Annotated in this window: 13 protein-coding genes and 1 riboswitch; of the genes, 7 read left to right on the forward strand and 6 right to left on the reverse strand. The window is 71.0% G+C overall.

The window, feature by feature from the left end:
- Positions 1-84: 84 nt before the first annotated feature.
- Genes AC1HFH_RS08640 through AC1HFH_RS08650 form a run of 3 tightly spaced genes read left to right on the forward strand, consistent with a single transcriptional unit; the run spans position 85 to position 2,032 of the window.
- Entirely contained in the window at positions 85-1,050 is a 966-nt protein-coding gene (locus AC1HFH_RS08640; RefSeq protein WP_480246908.1) for a thiamine-phosphate kinase, read from the forward strand.
- Between the two features lie 11 nt (positions 1,051-1,061).
- Positions 1,062-1,745, forward strand: a complete 684-nt coding sequence (locus AC1HFH_RS08645) for a uracil-DNA glycosylase (RefSeq protein WP_480246909.1) — start codon at positions 1,062-1,064, stop codon at positions 1,743-1,745.
- Between the two features lie 35 nt (positions 1,746-1,780).
- Complete coding sequence (locus tag AC1HFH_RS08650; protein WP_480246910.1) at positions 1,781-2,032, forward strand: hypothetical protein; 252 nt, start codon at positions 1,781-1,783, stop codon at positions 2,030-2,032.
- 28 nt (positions 2,033-2,060) lie between these two features.
- Here AC1HFH_RS08650 and AC1HFH_RS08655 read toward each other — a convergent pair whose 3' ends face one another.
- The 3 genes from AC1HFH_RS08655 to rpmB form a co-directional block, all read right to left on the reverse strand.
- Positions 2,061-2,843: an enoyl-CoA hydratase-related protein gene (locus tag AC1HFH_RS08655; protein WP_480246911.1), complete on the reverse strand. Its 783-nt coding sequence runs from the start codon at positions 2,841-2,843 to the stop codon at positions 2,061-2,063.
- Positions 2,840-3,361 carry an N-acetyltransferase family protein gene (locus tag AC1HFH_RS08660; RefSeq protein WP_480246912.1) on the reverse strand — a complete coding sequence of 174 codons (522 nt, stop codon included), beginning with the start codon at positions 3,359-3,361 and terminating at the stop codon, positions 2,840-2,842. Before AC1HFH_RS08660 ends, AC1HFH_RS08655 begins: the two co-directional genes overlap by 4 nt.
- A gap of 69 nt (positions 3,362-3,430) precedes the next feature.
- A complete protein-coding gene (rpmB, locus tag AC1HFH_RS08665; protein WP_011210730.1) occupies positions 3,431-3,622 on the reverse strand; it encodes a 50S ribosomal protein L28 in 192 nt (63 codons plus the stop codon).
- Between the two features lie 315 nt (positions 3,623-3,937).
- Here rpmB and AC1HFH_RS08670 point away from each other — a divergent pair, with 315 nt between their 5' ends.
- Positions 3,938-5,851: a DAK2 domain-containing protein gene (locus AC1HFH_RS08670; RefSeq protein ID WP_480246913.1), complete on the forward strand. Its 1,914-nt coding sequence runs from the start codon at positions 3,938-3,940 to the stop codon at positions 5,849-5,851.
- A 3-nt stretch (positions 5,852-5,854) separates the two neighbouring features.
- A complete protein-coding gene (gene recG / locus AC1HFH_RS08675; RefSeq protein WP_480246914.1) occupies positions 5,855-8,107 on the forward strand; it encodes an ATP-dependent DNA helicase RecG in 2,253 nt (750 codons plus the stop codon).
- A gap of 19 nt (positions 8,108-8,126) precedes the next feature.
- Here the strand turns inward: recG and AC1HFH_RS08680 are convergent, their stop codons facing one another.
- Positions 8,127-9,551, reverse strand: a complete 1,425-nt coding sequence (locus AC1HFH_RS08680; protein WP_480246915.1) for a short-chain fatty acyl-CoA regulator family protein — start codon at positions 9,549-9,551, stop codon at positions 8,127-8,129.
- A gap of 183 nt (positions 9,552-9,734) precedes the next feature.
- Positions 9,735-11,999 (reverse strand): 5-methyltetrahydropteroyltriglutamate--homocysteine S-methyltransferase, encoded by a 2,265-nt coding sequence (gene metE, locus AC1HFH_RS08685; protein WP_480246916.1) that lies wholly within the window; start codon positions 11,997-11,999, stop codon positions 9,735-9,737.
- 179 nt (positions 12,000-12,178) lie between these two features.
- A riboswitch (cobalamin riboswitch) is annotated at positions 12,179-12,317 on the reverse strand.
- Between the two features lie 272 nt (positions 12,318-12,589).
- Between metE and AC1HFH_RS08690 the strand changes: the two genes are divergently transcribed.
- Complete coding sequence (locus tag AC1HFH_RS08690) at positions 12,590-15,988, forward strand: pyruvate carboxylase (protein ID WP_480246918.1); 3,399 nt, start codon at positions 12,590-12,592, stop codon at positions 15,986-15,988.
- Positions 15,985-16,548, forward strand: a complete 564-nt coding sequence (gene rsmD / locus AC1HFH_RS08695) for a 16S rRNA (guanine(966)-N(2))-methyltransferase RsmD (protein WP_480246919.1) — start codon at positions 15,985-15,987, stop codon at positions 16,546-16,548. Before AC1HFH_RS08690 ends, rsmD begins: the two co-directional genes overlap by 4 nt.
- Here rsmD and AC1HFH_RS08700 read toward each other — a convergent pair.
- Positions 16,532-17,536 carry a hypothetical protein gene (locus AC1HFH_RS08700; RefSeq protein ID WP_480246920.1) on the reverse strand — a complete coding sequence of 335 codons (1,005 nt, stop codon included), beginning with the start codon at positions 17,534-17,536 and terminating at the stop codon, positions 16,532-16,534. The two genes, rsmD and AC1HFH_RS08700, sit on opposite strands and share 17 nt — an antisense overlap.
- Positions 17,537-17,544 lie beyond the last annotated feature (8 nt).

Below are 17,544 nucleotides of genomic sequence, written 5' to 3' on the forward strand. Positions count from 1 at the left end.
CCGTCGCAGGCATTTCATCCTGCCTGCCCGTCGCCGAGAGGAGCACCAGCCATCAGCGAGACCACGCCGGCCGCCGGGGCCACCGTGCGCGACCTCGGCGAGTTCGCCCTGATCGACCTCGTCACCGCCGGTCGCCCGACCGGACCGGAGGTGCTGCTCGGGCCCGGTGACGATGCCGCCGTCCTGGCCGCCCCGGACGGCCGGTTCACGGTGACCACCGACATGCTCGTCGAGGGCCGGCACTTCCGCCGGGACTGGTCGCCGCCGCGGGAGATCGGCCGCAAAGCGATCGCCCAGAACGCGGCCGATGTGGTCGCGATGGGTGCCCGCCCCACCGGTTTCGTGGTGGCCCTGGGTTGCCCGGCCGACACCCCGGTGAACTTCGTCACCGCCCTGTACGAGGGAATGCGGGACGAGGCGGACCGGGCGGGCGGTTCGATCGCCGGTGGCGACCTGGTGTCGGCGGACCGGATGGTGCTCTCGGTCTCCGCATTCGGCGATCTGGCCGGCCGGCCGCCGCGTACCCGCAGCGGTGCCCGGCCGGGCGAGATCGTGGCGGTCGCGGGCCGGCTCGGCTGGTCGGCCGCCGGCCTGGCCGTGCTGGCGGGCGGCGCCGATCCGGCGGACCCGCGGTTCGCCGCCGCGGTGGCCGCGCATCGGGCGCCACGGCCGCCGTATCGGGCAGTGCTGGATACCCTGTCGGATGCGCCGGGCGCCGGGCCGACGGCGCTCACCGACGTCTCCGACGGGCTGGTGGCCGATCTGGGACATCTGGCCCGCGCCTCGGCGGTCGGTATCGACATATCGGCGCGCAGTGTGGCCGATCCCGAACTGACCCGGCTGGCCGAGTGGTTGGATGGGGATGTGACGGAGTGGACGCTCACCGGCGGGGAGGATCATGCCTTCGCCGGCACCTGGCCCGCCGGCACTGCGCTGCCGACCGGATGGACCGCGGTCGGCACCGTCACCGACGGCGCCGGAGTCACCGTCGACGGACAGCTGCCGCCGGCAGCCGGGGGCTGGGAATCGTTCCGCAGCACAGCGCGATAGGTTGTCCGGTCATGGGCGCCAAACCACTGTCGGAGATCATCGATCCGGGCTGGGCCCGGGCACTGGAACCGGTGGCCGGCCGGATCAGCGAGATGGGCGAGTTCCTGCGGTCCGAGAATGCTGCGGGGCGTGGCTATCTCCCCGCCGGGGACAACGTGCTACGAGCCTTCCAGCGGCCGTTCGACGCCGTGCGCGTGCTGATCGTCGGCCAGGATCCCTATCCGACCCCCGGACATGCGATGGGGCTGAGTTTCTCGGTCGCGCCGGAGGTTTCGCCGGTGCCACGCAGCCTGTCCAACATCTTCGCCGAGTACAGCAAGGACCTCGGCCACGATACGCCGCGCTGCGGCGACCTCAGCCCCTGGTCGGACCAGGGCGTCCTGCTGCTGAACCGAGTGCTCACCGTCTCCCCGGGCAATCCTGCCTCGCATCGTGGCAAGGGCTGGGAAGCGGTCACCGAGCAGGCCATCCGGGCGCTGGTCGCCCGGGACGAGCCGCTCGTCGCGATCCTGTGGGGTCGTGACGCCGCCGGATTGAAACCGATGCTGCAGCAGGCCGAGGTGCCCAGCATCGAATCCGCGCACCCGTCGCCGCTGTCGGCCTCGCGCGGCTTCTTCGGGTCCCGCCCGTTCTCCCGGGCCAACGAACTGCTCGACGAGCTGGGCGCCGAGCCCGTCGACTGGCGTCTCCCCTGATCGGCGCCGAACCGGAAAGTAAAGGAGTACCCTGCATGAACCGCACCACCCTCCGGGTAGCAGTGGCCGGCGCGGCCGTCGCCGCCGGAATGACCGGAGCCGCCGCCACCGCGTCGGCCGCACCGCTGCCGCTGGAGCCGGCCGCCACCCCGGCGCCCGCCACCGCGGCGCCGATCGGTGAAGAATGGACCTCGACCGGCTCCTCCACCCTCTCGTCCGGCGTGAACGCCTCGGTGACCTGCCTGCTGCAGAACACCTTCAGCGCCCTCGGCGCCGACTGCATCTGATCGAGCAGCTTCTCGGCGAAGCGACGGATCAGACGAGCCCGCGATAGTCGGGCTTGCGCTTACCGAGGAAGGCGTCCACGCCTTCGACTCCGGTCGGGCTCGCGGCGGCAGCGCTGATGCCGTCGCGTTCCCGGTCGAGTTGTTCGTCGAGGGTGGCCGTGGGGGAGGCGGCCAGCAGGGTCCGCATCGCGGTGTAGGTGGCGCGGGGGCCGTCCACCAGTGCTGCGGCCACCCGCCGGGCCTCGGCGGCGACCTCGGCATCGGCGACGGTCCGGCTGAGCAGGCCGAGCCGGACCGCCTGCTCGGCATCGATGACCGCATCGGTGAGCAGGATTTCGCGGGCCCGGGACAGCCCGACGATACGCGGCAGCGTCCAGGACATGCCGCCGTCCGGGCTGAACCCGATGCCCGGGTAGGCCGGACGCAGTTTCGTCGACGTGCCGCCGATCGCGATATCGGCCGCACACACCAGGCTCATTCCGGCCCCGGCCGCCCAGCCGTGCACGGCGGCGACCACCGGCACCGGTGCCGCGGCCAGCGCCCGGACGAAGTCGTGCAGTTCGGTGGCCAGATCGTGCAGACAGGCGGCCCGGTCGGGGGCGTCGGCGAAGGCGCGGACATTGCCGCCCGCGCAGAAATTCGCCCCGGAGCCGGTGAGTAGCACCGCACCGACCTCGTCATCGGCCTCCCGCAGTGCTGCGGTCGCTGCGGCGACCCCGGCGAAATCCAGCGAGGTGCCGTGGGCCGCGGTGGCGATGGTGAGCTGCAGGACGCCGTCGGCGTGCGAAACATAGGGTGCGGTGTCGTTCATGGGCTGCACTCTAACGCCGGGTCGCGCTGCCACCGGACTTCGGTCAGCAAGGTGACCGGGTCGATGCGGTGGTCGTCGGTGGCCCGCAGGCCGTGCCGCCGATAGAAGGCCTGGGCCCGGGCGTTGTCGCGCATCACCCAGAGCGTGGCCGGCCGGTCCGGTGGCAGGACGGAGCGGAGCAGTGCATCGGCGAGACCGGTGCCGTACCAGGCGGCCCGGATATAGAGGGCCCGCAGCTCCACCCGGCCGGGCAGCGGATGGGCCGCGGTGAACCCGATCACCTCGGTGTCCAGCCGGCATACCCGGATCAGGTCCGCACCGGTGCGGCGGCGGTGTTCCCAGCGCCGGGTCAGCTGGGCATGGTCGAAGGCCGCCAGCACATGCTCGGGAACCAGTCCGGCATAGGCCTCACGCCAGCAGGCGATATGACAGGCGGCCAGCGCCGGTACCAGCTCCGCCGGCAACGGAATCGGGGGTGGCGGAGCCGGTGGTGGCCCGGTCACGGCCGGTCCGGACATACGACAACGACGGCATACCGGTGCACCGGGGAACGGTGCCGGAATGCCGTCGTCGAACGGATACCGGAATCAGCCGCGGACGACCTTGCCCGCCTTCAGGCAGGAGGTGCACACGTTCATCCGGCGGGTGTTGCCCGGGGCAACCTGCGCACGCACGGTCTGGATGTTCGGGTTCCAGCGACGGTTGGTACGCCGGTGCGAGTGCGAGACCGACTTCCCGAAACCGGGGCCCTTGGCGCAGACGTCGCAGACGGCAGCCATAGTCGCGAGCTCCTTCATGTCATATGCGGACCACACGGCCGGGCGCGTACGACGCGGCCGGTACCGGGGGATCCGGAAACTGATGTCGTCTATGCCTCGCCGACTGAGTCGGCCGGCGCATCCAGCGCGCAGCGCAATCCGGGGACCCGGCTGCCGAGGCAACCCTGCAAGAGTAACCGGCCGGGCCGCGTTGGTCCAAACCGGTGTCCCTACGGTGGCCGCGCCTCGCTCACGATACGCGTGTCGGCGCGGCCCGCTAACCTGGCGGGGACCGGTGACCAGCAGGAGATCCGGGGTCGACGGCCGAGGCGAACGGTGAGCGAGGTGACGGTGTCCGGGGTGCGTGCAGAGCTCGACGGCGCGGCATTGCTGAACTGGGCGCGAACCTGTCTGGCCGGGCTGGAGCGGCGGCGCGCCGAGATCGATGCGCTGAATGTGTTCCCGGTCGCCGATGCCGATACCGGCACCAACCTGGCCGCCACCATGCGGGCGGCGCTGGCCGCCGCCGAGCAGTCGGTGCACCGGGCGCCGGGCGCCACGGCGCACACCGTCGCCGAGGCACTGGTCCGGGGCGCGGTCGCGGGCGCCCGGGGCAATTCCGGGATCCTGCTCTCCCAGGTACTGCGCGGACTGGCGGAAGCGCTCACCGCCGCGGGACCGCACGGTGCGGAGGGCGGTCCGGCAGGGCGCGCCGGGGCCGGGGTGGCGCTCGTGGCGGGGGTGGGTGATGTCGTGACCGCGCCGGTGCTGCGGGACGGGTTGCGCCGGGCGGCCGAGCGGATGCGGACGGCATTGAGCACCCCGGTCGAGGGAACGATGCTCACGGTGCTCGACCGGGCGGCCGCCGCGGCGGCCGAGGTGTCCGGGGCCGACCTGCGCCCGGTGGCCGTCGCCGCCGCCGACGCTGCCGCCGCCGCGCTGGATGCCACCCGAACCCAGCTCGGCGCGCTCACCGAGGCCGGTGTGGTCGATGCCGGTGCCCGCGGCCTGCTGGTACTCCTCGATGCACTGGTGTCCGCCTGCGGTGGTATCGCCGCTACGCGGCCGCACTACCGCCCGGCCCGAACGGTGCTCGAGGCCCGGACACCGCACGCCGCGGCCCCGGCCGACCACTTCGAGGTGATGTACCGGCTGACCGGTGTCGAACCCGCTGCCGCGGCGGTCCTGCGCGACCGCCTCGCCGCACTCGGCGACTCCGTTGTCGTGGTGGCCGACGGCGCGGGCGGCTGGTCGGCCCATGTGCACTGTGCCGACGCCGGTGCCGCGATCGAGGCCGGGCTGGTCACCGGGACCGTCCGCGGCATCCGGATCGAACTGCTCGGCCCGGCCGCACCAGGTTGCGCCCCGGCCTCGCCGCCGGCCGGAGCGGCTTCCGGTGCCACCGGCGCACCGCCGAGTGCGTCGGGGTCGCACGGTCCGGGCCCGATCGGTGCCCCCATCGGGGCGGCGGACCGGGCGGTCGCCGGTGCCGGTGGACTCCCGGAACCGGACGGTGCGGCTGCCGTTCCCGCCGGCGGGCCGCCACCGGCGGATCCGTTGCGTACGGAGGCGCACCGGGCCGGGGGCCCGGACGGTGGTCGTGGGGTGCTGGCGGTCGCGGACGGCCCGGGTGCCGCGGAGTTGTTCGCGGCGGGTGGGGCCGAGGTGCTGCGGGTGGACGGCGCCGGTGACCCCGGGACGATGCTGGCCGCCATCCGGCGGATGCCGCACCGGGAGGTGCTGGTGCTGGCCAACGGAGCGCTGCCCGCACACGAACTGGTGGCGGTCGGGATGGCCGCGCGTGACGGTTCCCGCGATGTGCAGCTGCTGCCGAGCGGCTCCATGGTGCAGGGACTGGCCGCGCTGGCGGTGCACGATCGCGGCCGGGTGGCCGCCGACGATGTGTTCGCCATGTCGGAGGCGGCGGCCTCCACCCGATGGGGATCGCTGCGGGTGGCGCCGGAACGGGCCCTGACCATGGTCGGCACCTGCGAACCCGGCGAAGGACTCGGCCTGGTGGGCCACGATGTCGTGGTGATCGGCCCGGATGCGGCCGGCGCCGGCCGCACGCTGCTGGAGCGGATGCTCGGGCTCGGTGGCGAACTGGTGACGTTCCTGCTCGGCGCCGCGGCGCCGGACGAGCTGGGGGCAGCCCTGGCCGAGCATGTGGTGGCCGGGTTTCCCGGTGTCGAAGTGGTGGTGTATTCCGGTGGGCAGCAGGCGGATCTGGTCCAGATAGGGGTTGAGTAGAACATGGCGGCGCTCGGTGATCGGCTCGACCACCTGCTGGGAGCCAAGGCGGCCCGGCCGCTGGCCGATGCCTTCGACATGCACACCGTCGAAGATCTGTTGCGGCACTATCCGGCTCGGTACGCCACCCAGGGGCAGCCGCTCACCGAGGAGCTGCCCGAGGAGGGCGCGCACATCACGGTGATCGGGCGGGTCGCGAAGACCGAGCTGCGGCCGATGCGCAGCCGCCGCGGCAAGCTGCTGAAGGTGCAGCTCGACACCGGGGCCGACCGTCCCGTGGAGGCGACCTTCTTCCACGGGGAGAAGGTGAGCTATCTGGTGCGGACCGGATTCCGGGTGATGATGTCGGGGACCGTGCACTGGTGGCGCCCGGACCGGTGGAACCTGTCGCATCCGGACTATCTGATCCTGCCCGAGAACGCCGATGCGGGGGTGGACGAGCTGACCACGGTGCGCGGCAGCGGGGCTCTGCGCGGACTGGCCCGGAGCGCGAAGGACGGCGGGGGAGTGGACAGCTCGTTCTTCGAACGCGAATTCGTCCCGGTGTACCCCGCGACCGCCAAGGTGCAGAGCTGGGACCTGCTGGCCTGCATCCGGCAGGTGCTCGACCAGCTGGACCCGATCGAGGACCCGCTGCCGGAGGAGATCGGTGCGGACCGGGACCTGCTCGGCCTGTCCGATGCCCTGCGGTTGATCCATCTCCCGGAACATCGCAGCGATATCGAACGAGCCCGGGACCGGCTGCGATTCGACGAGGCCCTGGCCCTGCAGTTGGTACTCGCCGACCGCCGCAACGAGGCCCGGGGCCGTACCGCGAAGTCCTGTCCGCCCCGCACCGACGGAATCGCCGCCGCATTCGACAAACGGTTGCCGTTCGAGCTGACCGAGGGGCAGCAGGAAGTGATCGGGGAGATCTCCGCCGACCTGGCCCGCACCCACCCGATGCATCGGCTGCTGCAGGGCGAGGTCGGCTCCGGTAAGACCATCGTGGCACTGCACGCGATGCTGCAGGTGGTCGACGCGGGGCAGCAGTGTGCCCTGCTGGCGCCCACCGAAGTGCTCGCCGCCCAGCACTACCGGTCGTTGCGGGCGATGCTGGGTGATCTCGGTACGGCCGGTGAACTCGGCGCCGCCGAGGCCGCGACCGGGGTGGTGCTGGTCACCGGGTCGATGTCGGCCCGGGAGAAGAAAGCGGCGCTGCTGGAGGTGGTGACCGGCAATGCCGGCATCGTGATCGGCACCCATGCATTGATCCAGGATGCGGTCGACTTCTTCGACCTGGGCATGGTGATCGTCGACGAACAGCACCGGTTCGGGGTGGAGCAGCGGGATGCGCTGCGCGCCAAGGCAGCTGCCGGGAACAGCCCACATCTGCTGGTGATGACCGCGACACCGATTCCGCGCACCATCGCCATGACCACGCTGGGTGATCTGGAGACCTCCACGCTGACGCAGCTGCCCCGCGGCCGCTCGCCGATCGAATCTCGGGTGGTCCCGCGCAAACTGCACCCGAAATGGGTGGACCGGGCCTGGGAACGGATCGTCGAGGAGGTGGCGGCCGGTCGGCAGGCCTATGTGGTGTGCTCCCGGATCGGTGACGACCCCGAGAAATCCGCGGCGAAGGAAGCGGAATCGGCCGGGCCCACCACCCAGGCGGCGGTGGACATGTTCGAGACGCTCGGCGCCGGACCGCTGGCCGGGGTCCGGGTCGGCCTGCTGCACGGCCGGCTACCCACCGAAGAGAAGGACCGGGTGATGCGGGCCTTCAACGACGGCGAGCTGGACGTGCTGGTGTGCACCACCGTCGTCGAGGTCGGTGTCGACGTGCCGAACGCAACGGTCATGGCGATCGTCGATGCCGACCGGTTCGGGGTCAGCCAGCTGCATCAGCTGCGCGGCCGGGTCGGCCGCGGGCAACATCCCGGGCTGTGCCTGCTGATCACCGATGCGGCGCCGGGCGGCACCTCGATGGCGCGGCTCGAGGCGGTGGCCGGTACCACCGACGGATTCGAGCTTGCCGTGCTGGATCTGCGGCAGCGGCGCGAGGGCGATGTGCTCGGTGCCGCCCAGTCCGGGACCGCCAGTTCGTTGCGGCTGCTGTCGTTGCTCGACGACCTGGAGGTCATCTCCGCCGCCCAGGACTGCGCGCGCCGGGTGGTCGCGGACGATCCCGGGTTGGCCCGGCATCCCGGGTTGGCCCGGATGATGCACGCCGCCGTCGATTCCGAACGCCTGGAGTATCTGGCCAAGTCGTGAGCCGCCCGGGCCCGGCAGATCAGTTCGGCAGTCGCGGATAGGGGAGATCGGTACCGGTGTGCTCGGCGATCGCGAGCGGCCGGCCGATCTGCGGGAAGGCACGCTGCCGGCAGTTGTCGCGTTCGCACACCTTGCAGCCGGCGCCGATCGGCACCGCGGTGTTCTCGTCATGGGTGGCCAGACCGGCGGAATAGGTGAGCCGGTCGGCGTATTCGATATCGCAGCCGAGCCCGATCGCGAACTCCTTGGTGGCCGCACCGAAACGCTGCGGGGTGGCCGCGGTGGTGCGGGCGATCCAGAGATACCGGCGGCCGTCGGGCATCTCGGCGATCTGGGTGAGGATCCGCCCGGGCTGCGCGAAGGCGTCGTGCACGACCCACAGCGGGCAGCTGCCGCCGACCCGGGAGAAGTGGAAGGCCGTCGCCGACTGCCGTTTCGAGATGTTGCCGGCCCGGTCGGTGCGGACCAGGAAGAACGGAACCCCCCGCTGCCCTTGCCGTTGCAGGGTGCTGAGGCGGTGGCAGACCGTCTCGAAGCCCACCTCGAAACGCAGGCCGAGCAGGTCGATGTCGTAGCGCAGTTCCTCGGCGGACCGCAGAAAGCGGCCGTACGGGAGGACCAGGGCACCGGCGAAGTAGTTGGCCAGCCCGATGCGTGCGAGTGCCCGGGATTCGTCGGTGAGCGATCGGGATTCGTTCAACACCTCGTCGATCTGCTTGTCGAACAACAACAGTCCGAGTGTGGTGGCGATCTGGAAGGCCCGCTGCCCGGGCCGCAGCCGGCGGGCCAGGGTCAGGGTCCGGGTCTCGGGGTCGTAGTGCCGCTTCGGGATCCGCGGGTCGGCGCCGTCGCCGCGGACCAGCACGGTGACGCCGGCCCGCTCCTCGGCGACCCGGGCGAGCTGGCGGTCCAGGGAGCCGATCGTCAGGCCGGATTCCTCGAACAGGCGTTCCGCGGCGTGATCCAGGGTCGAGATGTGGTTGCGGTGGTCGTAGAAGAAGTCCCGGACGTCCTCGTAGGGCATCGGGTCGCCCGGCTGAGTGTCCGGCGTGTCCACCCGGGCCGACAGCAGATCGAGCTGGTCGGTCGCGGCCCGCAGGCGCCGGTTCATCGCGATGACGATGCGGGCGACCTCGGGTAGCCGGGTCGCCAGTTCCTCGACCTCGGTCAGCGGTGCGGTATCGCCACCGGCGGCGGACTCCACCAGGGCCTCGTGCAGATCGGAGACCAGGCGGGCGTCGGAATCGGCGGCGAAGAACTGGACGTCCAGATCGAAGGTGGAGTTCAGTTTCAGCAACACCGGTATCGTCAGCGGCCGCTGGTCGCGTTCGAGCTGGTTGAGGTAGCTGGGAGACAGGTCGAGGGATTTGGCGAGGGCTGCCTGCGTCATCCGTCGTTCTTCGCGCAGTCGGCGCAGCCGGGCGCCCGCATACATCTTGCGCACCCGGCAGATCCTAGCTGCCGGGGTTCGCAATGTTCGCACATCGGTGCGTCGGATCGGCTTAACACCGGAAACCACAACATGTTCTGCGGTGCCGGTGCCGTGCGTATGGTGCGAATCCGGGCCGACCGGATTCGCGCGGCTGCCGGCGTGCGCTGCGCATACCGCACGCCGGCAGCCGTCCGGTCAGCGCAGCGCCCGCGCCGCGGCGACCAGGTTGCGCAACGATTCCTGGACCTCCAGGAGACCACGGGTCTTCAGCCCACAGTCGGGGTTCACCCAGAGTCGTTCCGCGGGAACGGCCTTCAATGCCGCCCGCAGCGAGGTGGTGATCTCCTCGACCGACGGCACCCGGGGGGAGTGGATGTCGTACACGCCGGGGCCGATACCGAGGTCGAAACCGGCCGCGGTCAGATCGTCCAGCACCTCCATACGCGAACGGGCCGCCTCGATCGAGGTGACATCGGCATCCAGCTCGGCGATCGCGTCGATGACCGCACCGAACTCCGAGTAGCACAGGTGGGTGTGCACCTGGGTGGTGTCGGCGACGCCGGAGGTGGCCAGCCGGAACGCGGCCACCGACCAGTCCAGGTACCCGGCCTGCTCGGCGGCCCGCAGCGGCAGCAGTTCACGCAGCGCCGGTTCGTCCACCTGGATGATCCGGACACCGTCGGCCTCCAGGTCGACGGTTTCGTCGCGGATGGCGAGCGCGACCTGCCGCGCCGATTCGGCCGGTGGCTGGTCGTCCCGGACGAACGACCACGCCAGCATGGTCACCGGGCCGGTCAGCATGCCCTTGACCGGTTTGCCGGTCCGCGAGCGGGCATAGCCGATCCAGTCCACCGTCATCGGGGCGGGCCGGGAGACGTCACCGAACAGGATCGGCGGCCGGACGCAGCGGGTGCCGTAGGACTGCACCCAGCCGGCCGTGGTCGTGGCGAATCCGTCCAGCAGGTCCGCGAAGTACTGCACCATGTCGTTGCGCTCGGGCTCACCGTGCACCAGCACATCCAGGCCGAGCTCCTCCTGCAGTGCGATCACCGCATCGATCTCCGCCCGCATCCGCCGCTGGTACTCGTCCCGGTCGATCGCGCCGGAGCGCAGTGCGGCCCGGGCCCGCCGGATCGCGGCGGTCTGCGGATAGGAGCCGATGGTGGTGGTCGGCAAGGGCGGCAGGTCCAACTCCGCACGCTGCAGGGCGCGGCGCTCGTCGGCGGGGGCCCGGGTCACCTCGGCCGGGCCCAGTGCGGCCAGCCGATTCCGCACGGCGGTGTTGTACAGCCGGGTGTCGGTCCGGCGCGCCGCCAGTGCGGTGCGGGCCGCGGCGAGTTCCTCGGCCACCGCCTCGGTGCCGTCGCGCAGTGCCGTGGCCAGCAGCCGGACCTCGGCGATCTTCTCGGCGCCGAAGGCCAGCCGGCTGCGCAGTTGTTCGTCGAGAGCCTGCTCGGGGGCCAGCGAATACGGGACGTGCAGCAGCGAGCAGGAACAGGCAACGGCCACCGCACCGGCGCTGCCCAGCAGCGTGCCCAGGGTGCTCAGGGCGCGGTCCGGGTCGGTGCGCCAGACATTGCGTCCGTCCACCACGCCCGCGACCAGCAGCTTGTCCGCCAGTGCCGGGACCACGGCGACGTCCTCGACCCGGGTGCCCGCGGTGAAGTCCAGCGCGATGCCGTCGATATCGGTCTCGGCGAGCGCGGGCAGCGCGGCGTCGAGATGTCCGAAGTAGGTCGCCACCAGGATCGCCGGTCGTTGCCCGGCCGCCGACAGGCGACGGTAGGCCTCGACGACCCGGGCGAGCTCCGTCGCAGTCAGATCGGTCGCCAGGATCGGCTCGTCGATCTGTACCCAGCCGGCACCGGCCGCGGCGAGCCGGCCCAGCAGGTCCTCGTACAGCGGCAGCAGCTCGGCCAGCCGGTCCAGCGGCTCGCCGGTGGCGTGCTTGGCCAGCTTCAGGAACGTCACCGGCCCGATCACCACCGGCCGGGCGGGCACCCCGAGTTCGGCCGCCTCGGCGAACTCGGCCAGCAGCTTGTCCGGCTGCAGGGTGAAGGTGGTGTCGGCCGTCAGCTCCGGCACCAGGTAGTGGTAGTTGGTGTCGAACCATTTGGTCATTTCCAGGGGTGGCACGGTGTCGTTGCCGCGGGCGGCGGCGAAGTACCGGTCCAGCGGGTCGGCGATGTCGGTGACTCGCCGGGGCAGTGCGCCGAGCATTACGGCGGTGTCGAGGACCTGGTCGTAGTAGGAGAAGGTGCCCACCGGCACCGAGTCCAGGCCGGCGGCGGTGGCCGCGCCGAGCTGGCTGCGGCGCAGGTCGCGGGCCACGGTGTGCAGGTACTCGGCATCGACGCGGCCGGCCCAGTAGGCCTCGGTGGCGCGCTTGAGCTCCCGGTTCGGCCCCACCCGGGGCAGGCCGAGCACGGTCGCGGTGAACGGGGTTCGGGAAACGGTCACGGAATCTCTCCCAATGCAGTGCGGATGGCCACGGCCATTACCGGGCGAGGGCACACGGGAGCGCCGCGGCAGGGATCCGTGCTGCCGGCAGCAGGAGCCCGATACGACGGTTCCGATGGTCCGCGCGCCCGATCCACGAGGCGGTGGCCGCCGGATACGGCGTATCCGGCACAGCGGGCAGGTCTTCGGACTCGCGGGCACCGGCCGGATCGGCCGACCTACTGGCCGTCGCTTCCCGGGCGCCGGGCCCAGTGCTCATGACGGCGGTCGTTCCTGCATACCGCTGCGGGACAGTCCCGGATTCCCACCGGGTTCCCTCTCACCCGGGCCCCGAGGGGCGCGGGCTTCGACCCGGTGCGGGAGGACGGGGCTCCATCTCTTCCACCGCACCGGCGAACCAGCTGCGTACTCCAGCATAGGTCCTCCCGGGGGAGTAATGTCGCGCCTGCCCGCACCACGGGCGTCGGCCGGCCGTGAGATGTGACCGCTGAGTGAACACAACTTCGCAGGTCGGCGGCGGATCCTGTGAAGATTGCTGCGAACCACCCTTCGCTGTCGGATCCTCGGACAGGGCCATGTACGTTGAATCAATGTTCTCGAAAGTCTTGGTCGCCAACCGCGGCGAGATCGCCATCCGGGCCTTCCGGGCTGCCTACGAACTGGGCATCGGAACGGTCGCGGTGTTTCCGCACGAGGACCGCAACTCCGTCCACCGGCTGAAGGCCGCCGAGGCCTACCAGATCGGTGAGGAGGGGCACCCGGTCCGGGCGTATCTGTCGATCGACGCCGTCATCGACGCCGCGAAGTCGGCGGGTGCCGATGCCATCTACCCGGGCTACGGCTTCCTGTCGGAGAACCCGGACCTGGCGGCGGCGTGTGCCCGGGAAGGCATCACCTTCATCGGCCCGTCCGCCGAAGTGCTGGAGATGGCCGGTAACAAGGCCACCGCCATCGCCGCGGCGAAGGCGGCCGGGCTGCCGGTGCTGAAGTCCAGCGAACCGAGCGCCGATATCGATGCGCTGCTGGCCGCCGCCCAGGAATTCGAGTACCCGGTCTTCGTCAAGGCGGTGGCCGGTGGCGGCGGCCGCGGGATGCGGCGGGTCGCCGAGCCGGATCAACTGCGTGAGGCGATCGAGGCCGCCTCCCGGGAGGCCGAGTCGGCGTTCGGCGATCCGACGGTGTTCCTCGAGCAGGCCGTGGTCAACCCGCGGCATATCGAGGTGCAGATCCTGGCCGACCAGCAGGGCAATGTGATGCATCTGTTCGAGCGGGACTGCTCGCTGCAGCGGCGGCATCAGAAGGTGATCGAGCTGGCTCCGGCACCGAATCTGGACCCGGAGCTGCGGGAACGGATCTGTGCCGACGCCGTCGCCTTCGCCCGGCAGATCGGTTACAGCAATGCCGGCACCGTCGAGTTCCTCCTCGATGAACGCGGCAACCACGTCTTCATCGAGATGAACCCGCGCATCCAGGTCGAGCACACGGTGACCGAGGAGATCACCGATGTCGACCTGGTGCAGTCGCAGCTGCGGATCGCCGCGGGGGAGACCCTGTCCGACCTGGGGCTGAGCCAGGACGCGGTGTCCATCCACGGTGCTGCGCTGCAATGCCGGATCACCACCGAGGACCCGGCCAACGGGTTCCGCCCGGACACCGGCCGGATCACCGCCTACCGCACCCCGGGTGGTGCCGGGATCCGCCTGGACGGCGGCGCCAACCTGGGCGCGGAGATCGGTGCCTACTTCGATTCGATGCTGGTGAAGCTGACCTGCCGGGGCCGCGACTTCACCGCGGCGGCCGGGCGGGCGCGCCGCGCGCTGGCCGAGTTCCGGATCCGCGGCGTCACCACCAACATCCCGTTCCTGCTCGCCGTGCTCGACGACCCGGATTTCCGGGCCGGCCGGGTGACCACCTCGTTCATCGACGAACGGCCGCAGCTGCTGACACCGCGTGAGCCCGCCGACCGCGGTACCAAGATCCTGAACTATCTCGCCGATATCACCGTCAACAAGCCGCACGGGCCGCGGCCGACGGCGGTGTACCCGCACGACAAGCTGCCCGCCATCGACCTGACGGTGCCGCCGCCGGACGGGTCGCGGCAGCGGCTGCTGACCCTCGGTCCGGAGGGCTTTTCGCGGGCGCTGCGCGAACAGGACGCGGTCGGGGTCACCGACACCACCTTCCGGGACGCCCACCAGTCGCTGCTGGCCACCCGGGTGCGGACCAACGGACTGCTGGACGTCGCCGGGCACGTTGCGCGGCTGACCCCCGAACTGCTGTCGATCGAGGCCTGGGGTGGCGCGACCTACGATGTGGCGCTGCGGTTCCTGTACGAGGATCCGTGGGAGCGCCTCGCGGCATTGCGCGAAGCGGTCCCGAACATCTGCCTGCAGATGCTGCTGCGGGGCCGCAACACCGTCGGCTACACCCCGTACCCGGAGCGGGTCACCCGCGCCTTCGTGTCCGAGGCGGCCGACACCGGAATCGACATCTTCCGGATCTTCGATGCGCTCAACAATGTCGACCAGATGCGGCCGGCCATCGACGCCGTCCGAGAGACCGGGACCGCGGTCGCCGAGGTCGCACTGAGTTACACCGGCGATCTGTGCAACCCGGACGAGGAGCTCTACACCCTCGACTACTACCTGAAGCTGGCCGAGCAGATCGTCGACGCCGGTGCGCACGTGCTCGCCATCAAGGACATGGCCGGGCTGCTGCGCGCCCCGGCGGCGGTGAAGCTGGTCACGGCGTTGCGCAGCAACTTCGACCTGCCGGTGCATGTGCACACCCACGACACTCCGGGCGGGCAGCTCGCGACGTACCTGGCGGCCTGGCAGGCGGGCGCCGATGCGGTCGACGGCGCCAGCGCCGCGATGGCCGGCACCACCAGCCAGCCCGCGCTGTCGGCGATCGTGGCCGCGGCCGCGCACACCGAGCGCGACACCGGGCTGAATCTGCAGAACGTCTGCGATCTGGAGCCGTACTGGGAGGCGCTGCGCAAGGTGTACGCGCCGTTCGAATCCGGCCTGCCCGCGCCGACCGGCCGGGTGTACACCCACGAGATCCCCGGCGGGCAGCTGTCGAACCTGCGGCAGCAGGCCATCGCGCTCGGCCTCGGTGACCGGTTCGAAGAGGTCGAGGCCAAGTATGCGGCCGCGGATCGGCTGCTGGGTCGGCTGATCAAGGTGACCCCGTCCTCGAAGGTCGTCGGTGACCTGGCGTTGTCGCTGGTCGGCAGCGGTGTCTCGGTGGACGAGTTCGCCGCCGATCCCGGCCGTTACGACATCCCCGACTCGGTGATCGGATTCCTGCGCGGTGAACTCGGCACCCCTGCCGGTGGCTGGCCGGAACCGTTCCGCAGCCGGGCCCTGGCCGGTCGTGCCGAACCGCGGCCGGAGACGCCGCTGACGCCCACCGACGAGGCCGGACTGGCCGGGACCTCCGCGGAACGCCGCGGCACCCTGAACCGGCTGCTGTTCCCCGGCCCGACGGCGGAATTCCTCGCGCATCGGGACAAGTACGGCGACACCACCGGGCTGTCGGCGAACCAGTTCTTCTACGGCCTGCGATACGGCGAGGAACACCGGGTGCAGCTGGAGAAGGGCGTCACGCTGTTGATCGGCCTGGAAGCCATCTCCGAACCCGACGACCGGGGGATGCGCACCGTCATGTGCATCCTCAACGGGCAGCTGCGTCCGATCGCGGTGCGGGACCGGTCCGTCGCCTCCGAGGTCCCGGTGGCCGAGAAGGCCGACAAGACCAACCCCGGCCATATCGCTGCCCCGTTCGCCGGTGTGGTCACCCTCGGCGTGTCCGAAGGCGACACGGTCTCGGCCGGTGACACCGTCGGCACCATCGAGGCCATGAAGATGGAAGCGGCCATCACCGCACCCCGGGCCGGAGTCGTCCGCCGCATCGCTATCGGCCAGGTGCAGCAGGTCGAGGGCGGCGATCTGCTGATCGAATTGACCGTGCGCGAATCCGAATGACGCGCATCGTCGCCGGACGGGCCGGGGGGCGGCGCCTGCGGGTGCCGCCCGCCGGCACCCGGCCCACTTCCGACCGGGTGCGGGAAGCGTTGTTCAGCAGCCTCGAGGCGCGGATCGACCTGGACGGCGCCCGAGTGCTGGACCTCTATGCCGGGTCGGGGGCCTTGGGACTGGAAGCGCTCTCCCGGGGCGCAGATCATGCCCTGCTGGTCGAATCCGACCGGAAAGCGGCGGCCGTGCTGCGCGCCAATATCGCCGAACTCGGCGTTCCCGGCGCCGAACTCCGAGTCGGCGCGGTCGCCGCGGTGCTCACCCAGGGTGGCGCCGGCCGCTTCGACATCGTCTTCGCCGACCCGCCCTACGATCTGGACACCGCCGCGGTGACCGCCGATATCGCCGCGCTGCTCGAACACGGCTGGCTCGCCGAGGACGCGCTGATCGTCGTGGAGCGGTCGGTCCGGTCGGCCGAAATCACCTGGCCCGAAGTGTTCTCGCCGGCGAAGTCGCGCCGGTACGGGGAGACCCGGCTCGAATCTGCCGAATTCACCGGCCCGATCTGACCGCTTCGATCACCGGTCGGCCGGCGGCTGCCTCGAAGACGATGCCACCGAAATGCCCTTCCTGCATGGTCACCGGGTGGCCGTCGATGTAGCACACACCGGACCGGGTGACCTCGACGCACTCCTCCGGTGCGGGGCCACGGCGGTGGTCGCGGTCGAGCGTGTCGGAGTAGTAAGCGACCATGCCACCACTCAGGTGGGTGTTGTAGCCGACGATGTGCCGGCCGGCGCGGTCGGTGGTGCGTGTCGAGCAGCGGCCACAGACCGCGCGGGGGGATCGGGCGGAGTAGACGGACGCACCGCCGCATACGGGGCAGGGCTGGGTATAACGCCGCCCGGGGACTCGGTCCTGTAGCAGGGAATCGTTGTCGGCGAGAATGCCGCGACCCGACCGGCCGGAGAGGCGGAAACGGTGCAGCATCAACAGGAGAAACTCGGCATAGTCGGTCGTCTCGGCATCCGTCGGCTGCCTGCCAGGTAGCGCGCCGATGTGCGTATGCCCGGCATCGTAGGCCGCCAGCGCCAGCCGGTGTGCTTCCGACAGGTCCTCGTCGAGGATCGTCCGGTGGATGTGTTCGGCGTCGGCCAGATGCTCTGCGATCACCGACTCCATGGTCGGTCGCCGGTCGAACAACAGACCGCTGCCGCGCCGGGTTGTGGTCACCAGCACGTAGCCGTCGACCTCGCCGACGTCGGTCACCACCCGCTGCGCGAAGGCGAATCCCGCTCCGTAGCGGGCATTCTCGAGCCGGTGGTTGCGGTAGGGGACGAGCGTCCGGGGATCCTGGGCCAAGTCGCGCGCGATCCGCAGCGCTTCATCGTAGGTCGGCGGAGAATTCGGATCGGGCCTGTCCATGCCTGCCACTCTATCGATCCGGTTGTCCACCGGTTGCCCGGCCACCCGTCGGCTTCCGTGTCGCGGTCGGCTGCCCCGACAATCCGTGGGTTGCCGGGCTCGGTGGGCCTTCCTAGCATCGAACCCGACCACGACCGGCA

This window comes from Nocardia sp. KT25-26 (assembly GCF_056627695.1).

Bases quoted from the DNA above. Each gene is read 5' to 3' on its own strand.
- AC1HFH_RS08650 (WP_480246910.1), top strand. From the start codon at position 1,781: ATGAACCGCACCACCCTCCGGGTAGCAGTGGCCGGCGCGGCCGTCGCC.
- AC1HFH_RS08660 (WP_480246912.1), bottom strand. From the start codon at position 3,361: ATGTCCGGACCGGCCGTGACCGGGCCACCACCGGCTCCGCCACCCCCG.
- AC1HFH_RS08690 (WP_480246918.1), top strand. From the start codon at position 12,590: ATGTTCTCGAAAGTCTTGGTCGCCAACCGCGGCGAGATCGCCATCCGG.
- recG (WP_480246914.1), top strand. From the start codon at position 5,855: ATGGCGGCGCTCGGTGATCGGCTCGACCACCTGCTGGGAGCCAAGGCG.
- rpmB (WP_011210730.1), bottom strand. From the start codon at position 3,622: ATGGCTGCCGTCTGCGACGTCTGCGCCAAGGGCCCCGGTTTCGGGAAG.
- rsmD (WP_480246919.1), top strand. From the start codon at position 15,985: ATGACGCGCATCGTCGCCGGACGGGCCGGGGGGCGGCGCCTGCGGGTG.
- AC1HFH_RS08655 (WP_480246911.1), bottom strand. From the start codon at position 2,843: ATGAACGACACCGCACCCTATGTTTCGCACGCCGACGGCGTCCTGCAG.
- AC1HFH_RS08645 (WP_480246909.1), top strand. From the start codon at position 1,062: ATGGGCGCCAAACCACTGTCGGAGATCATCGATCCGGGCTGGGCCCGG.